The organism is Candidatus Chloroploca mongolica (genome assembly GCF_004762035.2).
In the GTDB taxonomy this organism is placed as follows: Bacteria; Chloroflexota; Chloroflexia; order Chloroflexales; family Chloroflexaceae; genus Chloroploca; species Chloroploca mongolica.
In genome coordinates this window covers 162256-175416 of sequence record NZ_SIJK02000005.1, presented here as the reverse complement: position 1 = coordinate 175416, position 13161 = coordinate 162256, and the positions used below count along the sequence as shown (strand labels likewise).

Below are 13161 nucleotides of genomic sequence, written 5' to 3'. Positions count from 1 at the left end.
GCCGCCGCGCCCCGCCGCCCCGTACGGGCACGGCTTGCCCGTGCCCCCCGCCGCCCTGCCCCCCGCCGCCGTGCCCCCCGCCGCCCTGCCCCTTGCCACGACCATATGGATAGACTAGAATGTACCTGAGACCGATTGGAGGTTTTCGTCACCAGGCACGTGGTACTTGTAAGGATGTATCTGTGAGAATTGCTGGCAATTATACGTTTGAAGCAACCCGCGAAGAGGTCTGGACTGCCCTCAATGATCCCGAGGTGCTTGCGCAGACGATCCCAGGTTGTCAACAACTTGATGAAGTTGCGCCCCATCACTACCAGACAACCCTCAAAATAGGGCTCCAGGCGGTTCGCGGTGTCTATACCGGTACCGTCCAGATTGATAATGTGGTCGCCCCCGAGTCCTACGATCTCCATGTCGATGGCAAGGGCAGCAATGGGTTCCTCAAGGGGGCCGGTACGATTAAGCTTCGTACCGATGGCGTCGAGACGATTCTTGATTATGGCGGCGAGGCCCAGATCGGTGGCAAGCTTGCGAGTATTGGTCAACGCTTAATCGATGGTGCCGCTCGTACGTTGATCAATCAGAGCCTCAAAGCCCTCGAACAGCAGATTGCGTCGCGGCGCTTTGCCCATGCCGCTGCCCACGCCGCTGAGGTAGAACATGCGGTGGCCGAGGCGCTCTACGAAATACCCTCTGTGACCGCGAACCTTTATGCACCACCACTCTCTGCCGACATACCTGTAATACCAGAGGCTTCGCCTGCGACGGTGCAGGAACCGCTTCCGCCCGATGCGGTACGCCGCTCAATCAAGGTTGAGCCAGGTCAAGGGCTGACCGAGACAGCCGTGGTGCGCGGGGCTGTCGAGGATTTCCTCAAGCAGAACCCGGCAACTCCCTGGCTTATTATTGCATTCCTCGTTGGCTACTTGCTCGGTCGTCGTCGCTAAAGCAAGGCCTGCCTCTATGGCAGTGATCTATCATAAGGGAAGGTTCCAGGACATGTTACCGTTCAGAGCTCTGCACCGCATCTTGATCCGCTCGATCTGAACCCTGAACCCTGAACCTTTGTCTAAAGGAAGGTAACTTGTGGTGCGGATTTCGCTGACCGTCAATGGTCGCCCATACCAAGGTGAGGTTGAACCACGGACGTTGCTCGTGACGTTGTTGCGTGACCATCTGCACCTCACCGGTACCCATATTGGCTGTGATACGAGCCAGTGCGGGGCTTGTGTGGTTCATCTCGATGGGATCAGTGTCAAGGCATGTACGGTGCTGGCCCTGCAGGCCGATGGCGCTACCGTGACAACCATTGAGGGCCTCGCCCAGGAAGCGACGTTGCATCCGTTGCAAGAGGGGTTCTGGGCTGAACACGGGTTACAGTGTGGGTTCTGTACCCCCGGCATGATTATGTCGGCTGCCGATCTTTTGCAGCAGAATCCCGATCCCTCTGATGAGGAAATCCGGCACGCCCTCGAGGGCAATCTCTGCCGCTGTACGGGCTATGAGAATATTGTGCGCGCGGTGCGCTATGCGGCCCAACAGATGCAGTCGGCCCAGAAGACCTAACCCGCTGAGCCAGGAGTTGCGATGATCCCTAGTCCTTTTGCCTTCTATGCGCCGTCTCGGCTTGATGAGGCCGTCCGTCTCTTGCAGCAGTATGGCGATGAAGCGAAACTGCTCGCCGGCGGCCATTCGCTCTTGCCCACGATGAAACTCCGCCTCGCCACGCCTGCGGTGCTCATTGATCTCCATAAGATCTCTGACCTGGTTGGCGTTACCGTTGGTGAGCGGGTGACCATTGGCAGTATGACAACCTGGAGTGCCCTCGAAGCTGATGCCACGCTCTGCGAGGCCCTCCCGGTGCTCGCTGCGACCATCCGGCTGATCGGGGATCGTCAGGTGCGTAATCGCGGTACCCTCGGTGGGGCCCTGGCTCACGCCGATCCCGCTGCCGATGCACCCGCTGTGGTGCTCGTGCTCAATGGGACGCTGACGATCTATGGGCCTGCCGGGATACGCACCATCGCCGCTGATGACTTTTTTGTTGATATGTTGACGACCGCGCTCGCGCCCGATGAGATTCTGACTGCCATCACGCTCGACCGCGTCGGCCCCGGTGAAGGGGCGGCCTATCTGAAGTTCGCCCATCCCGCCAGTCGCTATGCCCTGGTAGGCGTCGCGGCGTTCCTCCGCGTCGAGGCCGGTCAGGTGAGCGCCTGCCGCGTCGCTGTCACCGGTGCCGGTGTGCGCGCTGAACGCCTCACGAATGTCGAGGCCATGCTTCTGCATCAACCCGCTCAACCCGACCTCTTCGCTCGAGCCGCCAGGGGTGCCGCCGATACGCTTGAGATTCTGGGCGATCTCCACGCCAGCGAAACCTACCGCCGTGCGATGGTCGAAGTCTATATCCATCGCGCTCTCGTGGCCGCTGCCGCAAGCCTTCGCGCATCGTGATTGATCCAAGGAGCCCCTTATGCGTCGCGTAACGTACATGCTATGGATGGTGCTGATTGTGCTGGCGCTAGGACTCACTGGTTGCAATAGCAATCAGGCCCTTCGCCCTGTGGTCTCACCTACGCCAACGCCAGCAATGGACGCGACGGAAGTACCACCAACGCCTGCGCCGAGTCCGTCGCCAACGGTGCCTACGGTGCCCCCGTCACCGACCACAGCGCCCCCGCCGCCAACACCGTCACCCGTTGCCACGACGCCCCCCGCCGAGGCGCTGCCTGGCAGCGAGATTCTCTTTCTTCAGGCGGACGATCTGGTTGCGCTCGATGTGACCACACGGTCAATCCGAACGCTCGCCGCTGCGGTCAGTGAGATGGCCGCAACGCCCGATGGACGCATGCTCGCCCTGGTGCGCACGGTCGATGCGCAGGGCGAGCTCTGGCTCGTAGCCCGTGATGGCTCGGGCTTGCAACAGGTGACATCCAACAATCGTTTTGCAAGCACGCTGAGTTGGGCCCCCGATGGTCAAACCATCGCCTACACCTCGGCAACGATGGCGCGCCCGAGTTTGCCCGAATGGGCCGCCTGGAGTGCCTGGTGCGCCGAGGCCGAGGTGCGCCTCCTTGATGTCGCTTCAGGTGAGGAACAAACCCTCGGCAGTGGCTGCGAACCAGCCTTTAGCCCGACCGGGCGCCGTCTTGTGTATGCAACCCCGCCCGAGTATACCCTCAATGGGCTTAATTTTCGTGGTGCTGCCAATAATCTGCGGATGATGAATCGCCAGGGAGATAACGATTGGGCGATTGCGATCTCTGATGGCGCGGGCGGCTTTCCCCAGGGTCACGTCCTCTATGCGCCCGCATGGTCACCTGATGCCCTGACCATTGCCTATCAGCGTTTCCTTGGCTATCAGACGCTCGTTGATCTCAATCTGACCGAGCAGACGAGTTCGTTTGATCGCCGCGGTGAGCCGCTGAATCTCGGGGCAGGCTGGGCCGAAACACCCCGCTATGGCCCTGGCAATCGCCTGGTCGCTATCACCGAGTATAATTTCAGCGATGCTCGCGGGTTTACCGGCTATGATGTCTGGTATACGACGCTGTTGCAACTCGGCGAGACGTCGACCACGATGATGCCTGACCGCGAACTGACGCTGAGTGCAAGCCCAATCACGACGCTCCCGCATGCGCGTACCGTCGCCTGGTCGCCCGATGGTTCGCAATTGGCCGTGCTCTTGCCCCCTGACTGGAAACCCGGTTTGAGTACCTTCGAACCGCAGTTTCCCGACGTTGAAGCTGGTGAACTCTGGCTCTGGGAACCTGAAGCCGACCCGAGTGAGCGGCTGGCACAGGATGTTGCCTTCGCGTCGCCCGTGCTCTGGCTGCCGCCGCCACCCGTCATCACGGTCAGCAGCGCCGAGATTGCCCTCGCTGTACCCGCCGAGTGGGAGGAACGGCGCGGCCCGGTGGATTATCGTATCGCCGATGGCCCCGATAGCCGCGTAATTGCCTCGCGCCTGGTCGCCGGTGGGCCTCCCGGTGGTTCGATCACGCTCTTCCCCGAACTGATTCTGCCCGATGCAACGCTCGGCGAGCCGCTCGTCTTGCCCGATGGTAGCATGGTGCGCGAGCTGCGCGGCACAACCCCCGAAGGCGAGAGTGTCGCCGGGGCCTTGCGCATGAGTAGAAATAATCAGGTGGCCTCGCTCTACCTTGCCCCGACCGAGACATGGTTGCTCGATCGGCCCTTCGCACTGGCCCTGTTAAGTGGATTATAATAGGCCTTATGAGTTTTATCGCAACGCTGCGCCCCTTGCTGCTTAGCCTCGGGGCCTCGATCATGCTGTTTGCCTGGCTGGCTGCCTGTAGCATGCCCGGCTCGGCAACGCCAACCTCACTTCCCGAACCACCCTCTGCGCCAACCGAGGTTCTGCCGCCAACCCCGACGCCGTTGCCGCGTGGCGGCGAATTGACGATCCGCCTCGCCGCCGACGTGCCCGCGTTGCGTCCCTGGCAGCCTCGCTCACGCGATGAAGAGCAGCTTGTCGCGCTGCTCTATAGTGGCCTACTGCGCCTCGATAGCCAGTTGCGGCCTGTCCCTGATCTCGCCGAACGCTGGATCACCGATGCCGATGGGCGCGTGCTGACCTTTACCCTCCGCAGCAATCTCACCTGGCACGATGGCGAGCCACTCACCGCCGCCGATGTGCTCTTTACGCTGGAACGCCTGCGGAACCTGCCACTCACCACGACGGCCTTGCTCGCCGATCTGCGCTATATCAGTGCAGCGACCGCCCCCGCCCCCGATACCGTCGTGATGACCCTGACAAGTCGTTTTGCCCCCATCCTCGCGACGATGGCGCTGCCTATTTTGCCCCGCCATCAGTTGCTGGATCAAGATATTGCCAGTTTCAATGCCTGGGCTATGCCAGTCGGCAGCGGGCCGTTTCAACTGGCTAGCGTTGCGCCAGGCCGTACGCTGGTGCTTGAACGGTTCGAGCGCTATCATCACGGTGCGCCGTTGCTCGAAACGATCACTTTTCAGCTGCTCGCCGATCCTGCGGCAACCCTGGATCAGCTGAGCGACCAGCGCTTGCTGCTCGCCGAATTGCCATGGTTCCCGACGCTGACCCCGCCTGCCGGGGTGCGCGCCTCGGCCTACCCCGAGAATGGCTACTATTTTGTCGGCTTCAATCTGCGTGAAGGACGGCCCTTTGCCGACCTCCGCCTGCGTCAGGCGCTCGCCCTGGCCCTCGATATCCCGCGGTTGGTCGAAGGCGCCACCAAAGGCCAGGGCATCACCTTCGGCTCCACGGCCCTCCCCGGCTCATGGGCCGATCTCACCCCACCGCCAAACACGCCGGTCAACCTCGAAACCGCCCGCACGCTGCTCGATGAAGCTGGCTGGGTCTTGCCTGACGGCGCAACAATCCGCCAGCGCGATGACACCACGCTGACCGTGAGCCTCTATGTGCGCGACGACGACGAGCGCCGCTTGCTCGCTGCTCGCCAGATCGCCGCCGCCGCTGCGACCATCGGGATGGCGATCGAGGTTGAGACCGGCAGTTTTGACGAGGTCATCCGGGCGCGCTACGCTCCACCCTTTGCCTTCGATCTGCTGATGGGCGGCTGGATCAACGGCGCGGGCGATCCGAGCTTTGGCGATGTCGCCTTCTATGACCCCGACGATTTTGCGCTCTTTCACTCAAGCCAACTCAATCAGGGTGACGCCGATACCCGCGCCACACGGAACGTCGTTGGCTATCGCAATTCTGCCTACGATGCCAACGCCGAAGCCGCGCGCCAGCTCTACAACCTTGACCAGCGCGTAGCAGCACTCAGACAGACCCAGGCGATCATCGCCGAAGATCTGCCCTACCTCTTCCTCTGGGTTGACCAGATGCCCGTTATGCTCAACGAAGCGATCACCACGCTCGATGGCCCGATCGACCTCAGTTCACCACGCTACTACTGGAACATCGAACGCTGGTACCTCCAACGCTAATTCTTTTGACGCAAAGACGCAAAGACGCAAAGTTACCTATTGACGCAAAGACGCAAAGACGCAAAGACGCAAAGTTACCTAAAAACCTCTGCGCCTTCGCGCCTTTGCGTCAAAAACCTCTGCGCCTTCGCGCCTTTGCATCAAAACCTCCGCGCCTCTCACCCAGGCTTCCGCGCCTTCAACGCCAGCGTCACAAACGTCCGCTCAGTACCCCGCAAACGGTCATTGCGCGCATCAAAGAGCCGAAACAGCCCCACCCCGAGGTTGATCGGATTCAAGGGGCTACCGCTGTTGCGCTCGCCACGAAAGCGGTCAGCACTATCACGCAGCCCTTTGGGCAACAGATTGCGCTCGATCAACGGCTTGCCAATGCTGTACACAATGAAATGAATAAACGGGAAGGAATAGTGGGTCTGTTCTTCCACCACCTCGACCGTGAAACCAGCCTCACGCACCGCCTCACGTAGTTGCTCAGGCAGATACAGGCGCTCGTGGTTGCTCCAGATGCCGGTAATTGGCCCGGCACTGGTGATCGGTTGCCCCCCAAACGCCTCGATCGTCTTATTGATCGGATCCCACCAGAAGGGATAATTGGCGTGCGGCACACTGATCGCAAGGATGCCACCAGGCTTGAGAATGCGCCAGATCTCGCGCAGCGCCCCGCGATCATCCTGCAGATGCTCTAGCACCTCACTCATCAGCACCTTATCAAAACTCGCATCAGCAAAGGGCAACTGATGAATATCAACCTCGGACAGATCGGCGGGCACCTGCTCGCGCTCGGCCCAGTGCAAACGCTCGCGATCGCCATCAACACCGATCAGGTTGAGTCGGCGGAGACGGCCCATCATCATCAGATACACCCCCATCCCGCAGCCACAATCGAGCACCGTCTCGCCATCGTGGAGATCGAGAAAGCCAAGCAGCGTCGGCGCACGGCGGCGATAGGCCATATCAGCCTCGTTGCGCAACAACTGCCCAAGCAAAGCCCGATCGTCGGCGGAAAGCCCGGTGTGCGCCTGAGGCGCCCCGTTGAGCGAATGAAGCGAAGCTGCCGCCGTCATTGGGGCCGCCGCCAGGGCAGGCCAGGAACCACCGACCAGCCGACGTGATGCCCGTGCCCCAAGATCAGAGCGACTCCGCGTCTGCACCAACCGGGCCAGCAACTGCTCATAAGCGTTCATCGTTTGATCCGTATCAAAGATCCGACACACCACATCCCGGCTCGGGCGATAACGCTCACGCTTGGCCAGGGTCGCCAGAATCGTCCGCGCCAAGCCCGGCGGATCGTGCGGCGGCGCAAGTTGCCCAAAACCAGTCTCACGCACCACCACCCGCGCCCCAGGAATATCCGTCGCCACCACCGGCGTCCCACAGAGCAGCGCCTCGACCTGGGTAATTGCCATCATATCGGTATGGCTGGGCAGCACAAAAAGATCGAGCATCGCATAGAAACTGGCAAGCCGCTCGCGATCCTTGATCAACCCCAGAAAGGTGATATGCTCCTGCTCAGCCTCGATCAGGGGGCGGCAGATCGCATAAAAATCATCGTAGACCACATTGCGCTCACCGGCAAAGACCAGATGCGCCTCGGGCACCTCGGCACGGATCAGCGGCAAGGCACGGAGCAGATCGTCAAACCCCTTCTCACTGACCCAACGGCCCCCAAAGCCGATCAAACGCCGGTCAGCCAGGCCAAGTTCCTGCTTCCAGGCAGCGGCAGCGGTGGAATCGGGTTCAGGGAACTCAACCGGCGGCAAAATACAGGTCAGCTTTTCATGAAAAGGCGAGAGCAAGCGCGAATGACGGGCATAATCCTCACTATACGAAGTAAGGCCATCGGCGAGGCTCGCGGCGGTACGCAGCACCTGAAATGCCGCCTGTTCCAACAACTGCTCAACAGGGCTATCCGGCATCACCACATCACCGTGATGCGTCATCAACAGCGGCCGCCCCAGGCTCCGACAGAGCAGCGCCACCAGCGGGGCTTCAGGCAGCGGCGTATGGATCTGCACCACCTCATGTTCCGCAATCAGGCGCGCCGCCGCCCAGGGAAACGCCGGTGTCACCATCCCACGACTAAAGCGCGCGACTGGTTGCAAGCGCACGACCCGCACCCCATTGAGCATCTCATCGCGGGCAAGATCGGAAGCATGGCGACTGGTTAACACCGTCACCTGGTGCCCACGCACGGCCAAATGCTCGGCCACCCGTACCGCGTGGACCGTCAACCCGGTCCAGTGGGGGTGGTAATAGGTCAAGACAATCAAAATCTTCATGGTGTTTCGGGGAGCACAAGCTGGGCGAGGGCAGCCTCTTCGCGGGCGCGCATCAAAGCGGCATCATCGGGGCCGCGTTCGTGATCATAGCCAAGCAGATGCAGCATACCATGAACCGTCAAATAAGCGAGTTCGCGGTCGAGGCTATGGCCATACTCGTGCGCCTGAGCGACGACCCGCTCATACGAAAGGGCAACATCACCGAGGTAGCGCACCGCATCGGGTTGAGCCACAAACGCGGCACCATCGCCATCATCGGCAAACGAAAGCACATCGGTCGGCTCATCAAGGCCACGAAAATCACAATTCAGGGCCTGCAGGCGCGCATCATTGGCGAGCAAAATACTCACCTCCAGCGGGCCAGCGACGTCTTCAAGCGCAAGTACGGCGGCCACGGCCTGCTCAACCAGCGCCAGATCGAGGCCGACCATAGCGACCTCTGCCTCCAACCCATCTTCCACCAGTACATCAATCTGATAACGACTCATATCCCATCAACCAGACAGGCGCAGGCCCAACAGACAATCAAGCTTGCAGCACGAAGGCTCGCAGCTTACTGATGCTCCTCATCACGAAAAATCAGGTTCTGCACCTGCACCAGCACATCACGTTCGCGGGCAAACGAAACGCGCAACACCGCCTCATCAAGGGGAAACCAGCGGGCATCGTCCACTTCACTCTGCTGGGGGCGAACCTCACCGCGCTCATAGCGCATCAAAAAGAGATCGACATACTTATGCACCCGGGAAGGTCCGGCGCGAAACCAGTACTCGATCGTCGCAAGGTGACACACAATTGCCCCTTCAAGGCCAGTCTCTTCGGCCACCTCGCGTAACGCAGCCGCTTCAGCCGTCTCACCGCGATTGACATGACCTTTGGGTAAACCCCAACGGCCGCCCCGATCCGTAGCAATCAGGGCGACCTCGATCTGATCTTGAAGCACACGAAACATCACCCCACCCGCAGAATAGGCGGTACGATGGGTAAGCGCGTGATTGGAACGTGCGGGCATAGGCAAAGACTTTTTATCAGCCACGCTTGATACTGCGCCCAGCGCGCATATCCCAGTAGGTATTGATCGCATAATGGATACGCTGCCGCGCAACATCAACATGCTCCCAGCCTACCGGCTCTACCCGCGTACCCTCAAGATCCTTATACACCGTAAAGAAGTGCTCGACTTCCTTCAAATAGTGCGGCGGAAGGTCGGTATAATCCAGGAAACTCGAAAAGAACGGATCATACTGCAATACCGCCAGGATCTTATCATCAGCTTCGCCCTTATCGAGCATCCGGAAGACCCCGATGGGGCGGGCTTCGACGATACAGCCCGTGAATGTGGGCAAGTTCGTCATCACCAGCACATCAAGGGGATCGTTATCGTCGTAGTACGTCTGGGGAATAAACCCATAATCACCAGGGTACTGCACGGCTGAATAGAGCACCCGATCAAGCTTAAAAGCCCCGATCCGCTTATCGAACTCGTACTTGTTCCGTGAACCTTTGGGAATCTCTACAACCGTATGGATCACATCGGGGACATTCGGCCCCGGATCCAAATCATGCCAATAATTCTGCATTGTCGGCCCCTCAATAGACCCTTCTTGCACAAACATCGCCATTATAGCATGTGATAGCTATTCAGCGGCAGCCCTATGCACCTAAAAGCACTCTTTGGCTAGGTCGTGCCCATGCGACCTGTTCGGGCATCAGCGCGACGCCGACTGCGTCCCGATGCGCTGCGCCCAATCTATCATCGCAAATCTGCCATCTGCATTTGGCTAGGTGGCGGGCGCACGCCCGCCACCTAGCCAAATGGATAGCATCCTCCACTAGACCTGATAGCTTCCATCACCACAAAGAAATGCTATAATACAGCAAGATCTGGCTGTGATAGAATACACAAAGGCTGTGCGCCTCATGAGGAGGTTCTAACCCTCCCGGAAAGATTGCTGCACGTGAAAGAGTTTTTCCGCCGAACGAAAAAGAGTTTCCCCGCTGATCAGAGTAGCGAACAGGCCCAGATCCCCGATGACCTCTGGGTGAAATGTTCCTCGTGCCGCGAACTGATCTATCGGAAAGAACTGAACGACAATCTCAAGGTCTGTCCCAAGTGTGGCCACCATATGCGCATGAGTGCCCGCGAGTGGATCGGCCTGCTTGATGTTGGCTCCTTTAGCGAAACCGACGCGCACCTCTTGCCAACTGATCCCCTTGGCTTTGTGACTCCCGACGAGGCTTATGCTGATAAGCTGAAGAAGTCGCAACATCGCACCGGTCTCGCCGATGCCGTGCTTGCGGGTGTCGGCAGTATTGATGGGCTCTGGATGGCTCTGGCTGTCGGCGATTTCGCGTTTATGGGTTCGTCGATGGGTAGCGTCTATGGCGAAAAGATGTCCCGGGCAGCTGAACGCGGTGCCGAGCTTGGCATTCCCCTCTTGACGATCAACACCTCGGGTGGGGCACGTCAGCAAGAGGGCGTCATCGCGCTGATGCAGATGGCCAAGGTGACGATGGCGCTCAGCCGCCTCGCCGAGGCGCGTCAGCCCCATATTGCCATCCTTGTTGACCCGTGTTACGGCGGGGTCACCGCATCGTATCCATCGGTCGCCGATGTGATCATTGCCGAACCAGGGGCTAATATCGGGTTTGCTGGCAAACGCTTGATCGAGCAGATTATGCGTCAGAAACTGCCCGCTGGCTTCCAGACTTCCGAGTTTATGTTGAACCACGGGATGATTGATATGGTCACTCCACGTGGCGAATTACGTGATGTCCTGGCACGTTTATTGCAACACTATCGCCGTCAGTCACCCTCCATGGAAGAAGGTGACGATGGGATGGAAGCAACTGACGCAACGCCGATCTATGTGCATGGGAGGGTCTGATGGATCAGCTCGATACGCCCCATGTTCCTGTCGAGTTGACGCCCTGGGATCGGGTACAACTGGCCCGCCATCCCCAGCGCCCTCATTCGCTCGATTATATTTTCGCGCTCTGCGAAGATTTTGTGGAACTTCACGGTGACCGTCGTTTTGGCGATGATGCAGCCATCGTCGGTGGGATGGCCTCGTTCGGCACGCGGACGGTGATGGTGATCGGGCATCAGAAGGGCAATGATACCCGCGAGAATATGAAGCGTAACTTTGGCATGCCCCATCCCGAAGGGTATCGTAAAGCCCAGCGCTTGATGCGCCACGCCGAGAAGTTTGGTATTCCGGTGCTCTGTTTTGTAGATACCCCTGCCGCCGATCCGAATAAAGAGTCGGAAGAACGCGGCCAGGGCAATGCCATCGCCGAGAGCATCCAACTCATGACGGTGCTCAAGACACCAATCGTCGTGACGGTGATTGGCGAAGGTGGGAGCGGTGGGGCCCTGGCGCTTAGCGTCGGTGACCGCATCTTGATGCAGGAAAACTCGATCTATTCGGTCGCTTCACCCGAGGCAACGGCATCGATCCTGTGGCGCGATGCCGCCCGCGCCCCCGATGCTGCACGGGCCCTCAAATTGACCGCCCAGGATCTCTATGCGCTCGAAATTATCGACGAGATTATTCCTGAAATCCCCGGCGGCGCACATACCGATCGCCTCGCCACCATAGATACGGTCGGTAAACGCATTGCGGCTCACCTTGAAGATGTCTGCGCCCTTGACCTCGAGATCCTGATGCGTCAGCGGTATGACAAGTATCGCCGCATCGGACATTACGAAGAACAGCAGAGTTTCGGTGGGCGCGGGATCTTATAAAACACGTCCAAAACTTGTTTCTTTGCGCGAAAAAAGCCAGCGTAGCTGGCTTTTTTCGCGCAAAGAAATCGGATGTAGTCATTCTAGGTGCTTAATCACGCCTTCATCGCGCCTTAATACTTCATTGACCCCCGATTAATGCAACTCTAGTACGATACCACAGCAGCTTTTCCAAGATCAATTCAACGTATACGCACCATGATGTGCAACCGAGTCACCGCTTCAATGATGCGTCATGTGAGCATGACGCGCTGTCTGGTATAAGCAATGCTTCAAAAACAAACTCGTCATGTGACAATGCGCGAACGACGCGAATGGCTTCTCTTTGCGCTGTTGATCGGCCCCAACCTCTTCTTGTTCGGGGTGTTTACCTACTGGCCCTTGCTCTACAATTTCTACCTCAGCTTTGTCAGTTGGAATTTTTTGCGTCCCAGGAAACGCTTTGTCTGGTTCGAGAATTATCTCGACGTCTTTAGTCAGCCTCAGTTCTGGACGATCGTCTGGAATACCGTCATCTTTGCGCTCTTTTCGGTGGGCCTGACCCTGCTTATTGGGCTTGCCCTTGCGTTGTTGCTCAATCAACCCCTGCGCTATCGCAATGGTGCCCGCGCCGTGCTCTTCTCGCCCGTGATTATGTCGGGTGCCGTGGTGGCGGTGGTCTGGAGCTATATCTTTGATCCGCGCTATGGGCTCATTGATCAGTTGCTGGGTCTGATTGGCCTCAATTCGCCAAACTGGCTCGGCGACCCGGCCTGGGCGATGCCTGCCGTGATTATGGTCTATGTCTGGAAGAATCTGGGCTATGCGGTCGTCATCTATCTCGCCGGTCTTCAGGGCATTCCCCGTGAACTCTATGATGCGGCACGCGTGGATGGGGCTGGCCCCTGGGATCGTTTCTGGCATGTGACGCTGCCCGGGCTTTCCCCCGTAGCCTTCTTTTTGTCAGTGACCAGCATTCTCGCCACTTTTCAGGCCTTCGATATTATCAAGGTGCTGACCAATGGTGGCCCGGTCATTGCCACGACAACGCTTATCTTTCATCTCTACGATCTGGGTTTCGTCAGTTATAACGCTGGCGAGGCGGGAGTGATCGCGATCGTGCTCTTTGCCATCATGCTCATCCTGACCATCATTCAACTCCGCTATCTCGAACAACGGGTGGCCTACAGTTAAGCCTGA

General features: G+C 59.0%; 12 protein-coding genes. 8 read left to right on the top strand and 4 right to left on the bottom strand.

Annotation, left to right across the window (positions count from 1 at the left end):
* The first annotated feature begins 182 nt into the window (after positions 1-182).
* The 5 genes from EYB53_RS04745 (at position 183) to EYB53_RS04725 (ending at position 5955) form a co-directional block, all read left to right on the top strand.
* Positions 183-947, top strand: coding sequence for an SRPBCC family protein (locus EYB53_RS04745; protein ID WP_135477067.1), 765 nt, complete (start codon positions 183-185; stop codon positions 945-947).
* 139 nt (positions 948-1086) lie between these two features.
* Positions 1087-1566: a (2Fe-2S)-binding protein gene (locus EYB53_RS04740; RefSeq protein WP_135477066.1), complete on the top strand. Its 480-nt coding sequence runs from the start codon at positions 1087-1089 to the stop codon at positions 1564-1566.
* A gap of 21 nt (positions 1567-1587) precedes the next feature.
* On the top strand, positions 1588-2454 hold the full coding sequence (locus EYB53_RS04735; RefSeq protein WP_135477065.1) for an FAD binding domain-containing protein: 867 nt from the start codon (positions 1588-1590) through the stop codon (positions 2452-2454).
* Between the two features lie 19 nt (positions 2455-2473).
* Positions 2474-4228, top strand: a complete 1755-nt coding sequence (locus EYB53_RS04730) for a TolB-like translocation protein (RefSeq protein WP_135477064.1) — start codon at positions 2474-2476, stop codon at positions 4226-4228.
* An 8-nt stretch (positions 4229-4236) separates the two neighbouring features.
* On the top strand, positions 4237-5955 hold the full coding sequence (locus EYB53_RS04725) for a peptide ABC transporter substrate-binding protein (RefSeq protein ID WP_205712577.1): 1719 nt from the start codon (positions 4237-4239) through the stop codon (positions 5953-5955).
* A gap of 158 nt (positions 5956-6113) precedes the next feature.
* On the opposite strand, the gene EYB53_RS04720 is transcribed toward EYB53_RS04725, so the two are convergent.
* The 4 genes from EYB53_RS04720 to EYB53_RS04705 all read right to left on the bottom strand — a co-directional run bounded on the left by EYB53_RS04720 (position 6114) and on the right by EYB53_RS04705 (position 9814).
* Positions 6114-8234: a glycosyltransferase gene (locus tag EYB53_RS04720; RefSeq protein WP_135477062.1), complete on the bottom strand. Its 2121-nt coding sequence runs from the start codon at positions 8232-8234 to the stop codon at positions 6114-6116.
* Entirely contained in the window at positions 8231-8722 is a 492-nt protein-coding gene (ybeY, locus tag EYB53_RS04715) for an rRNA maturation RNase YbeY (RefSeq protein WP_371879065.1), read from the bottom strand. The genes EYB53_RS04720 and ybeY overlap by 4 nt, the downstream gene beginning before the upstream one ends.
* 65 nt (positions 8723-8787) lie before the next feature.
* Positions 8788-9246 carry an NUDIX hydrolase gene (locus EYB53_RS04710; RefSeq protein ID WP_135477061.1) on the bottom strand — a complete coding sequence of 153 codons (459 nt, stop codon included), beginning with the start codon at positions 9244-9246 and terminating at the stop codon, positions 8788-8790.
* A gap of 16 nt (positions 9247-9262) precedes the next feature.
* Positions 9263-9814, bottom strand: coding sequence for an inorganic diphosphatase (locus EYB53_RS04705; protein WP_135477060.1), 552 nt, complete (start codon positions 9812-9814; stop codon positions 9263-9265).
* A gap of 378 nt (positions 9815-10192) precedes the next feature.
* Here EYB53_RS04705 and accD point away from each other — a divergent pair, with 378 nt between their 5' ends.
* The 3 genes from accD (at position 10193) to EYB53_RS04690 (ending at position 13155) form a co-directional block, all read left to right on the top strand.
* Positions 10193-11122 carry an acetyl-CoA carboxylase, carboxyltransferase subunit beta gene (gene accD, locus EYB53_RS04700; protein WP_135477059.1) on the top strand — a complete coding sequence of 310 codons (930 nt, stop codon included), beginning with the start codon at positions 10193-10195 and terminating at the stop codon, positions 11120-11122.
* Positions 11122-11982: an acetyl-CoA carboxylase carboxyltransferase subunit alpha gene (locus tag EYB53_RS04695; protein WP_135477058.1), complete on the top strand. Its 861-nt coding sequence runs from the start codon at positions 11122-11124 to the stop codon at positions 11980-11982. Before accD ends, EYB53_RS04695 begins: the two co-directional genes overlap by 1 nt.
* 267 nt (positions 11983-12249) lie before the next feature.
* Positions 12250-13155 carry a carbohydrate ABC transporter permease gene (locus EYB53_RS04690; RefSeq protein ID WP_135477057.1) on the top strand — a complete coding sequence of 302 codons (906 nt, stop codon included), beginning with the start codon at positions 12250-12252 and terminating at the stop codon, positions 13153-13155.
* Positions 13156-13161: the final 6 nt, after the last annotated feature.

What these genes read in the sequence shown, in the direction of transcription:
- EYB53_RS04705 (WP_135477060.1), bottom strand. Translation starts at nt 9,814, where the DNA reads ATGCAGAATTATTGGCATGATTTGGATCCGGGGCCGAATGTCCCCGAT.
- EYB53_RS04690 (WP_135477057.1), top strand. Translation starts at nt 12,250, where the DNA reads ATGCTTCAAAAACAAACTCGTCATGTGACAATGCGCGAACGACGCGAA.
- EYB53_RS04720 (WP_135477062.1), bottom strand. Translation starts at nt 8,234, where the DNA reads ATGAAGATTTTGATTGTCTTGACCTATTACCACCCCCACTGGACCGGG.
- EYB53_RS04710 (WP_135477061.1), bottom strand. Translation starts at nt 9,246, where the DNA reads ATGCCCGCACGTTCCAATCACGCGCTTACCCATCGTACCGCCTATTCT.
- EYB53_RS04735 (WP_135477065.1), top strand. Translation starts at nt 1,588, where the DNA reads ATGATCCCTAGTCCTTTTGCCTTCTATGCGCCGTCTCGGCTTGATGAG.
- EYB53_RS04725 (WP_205712577.1), top strand. Translation starts at nt 4,237, where the DNA reads ATGAGTTTTATCGCAACGCTGCGCCCCTTGCTGCTTAGCCTCGGGGCC.
- EYB53_RS04695 (WP_135477058.1), top strand. Translation starts at nt 11,122, where the DNA reads ATGGATCAGCTCGATACGCCCCATGTTCCTGTCGAGTTGACGCCCTGG.
- EYB53_RS04730 (WP_135477064.1), top strand. Translation starts at nt 2,474, where the DNA reads ATGCGTCGCGTAACGTACATGCTATGGATGGTGCTGATTGTGCTGGCG.
- ybeY (WP_371879065.1), bottom strand. Translation starts at nt 8,722, where the DNA reads ATGAGTCGTTATCAGATTGATGTACTGGTGGAAGATGGGTTGGAGGCA.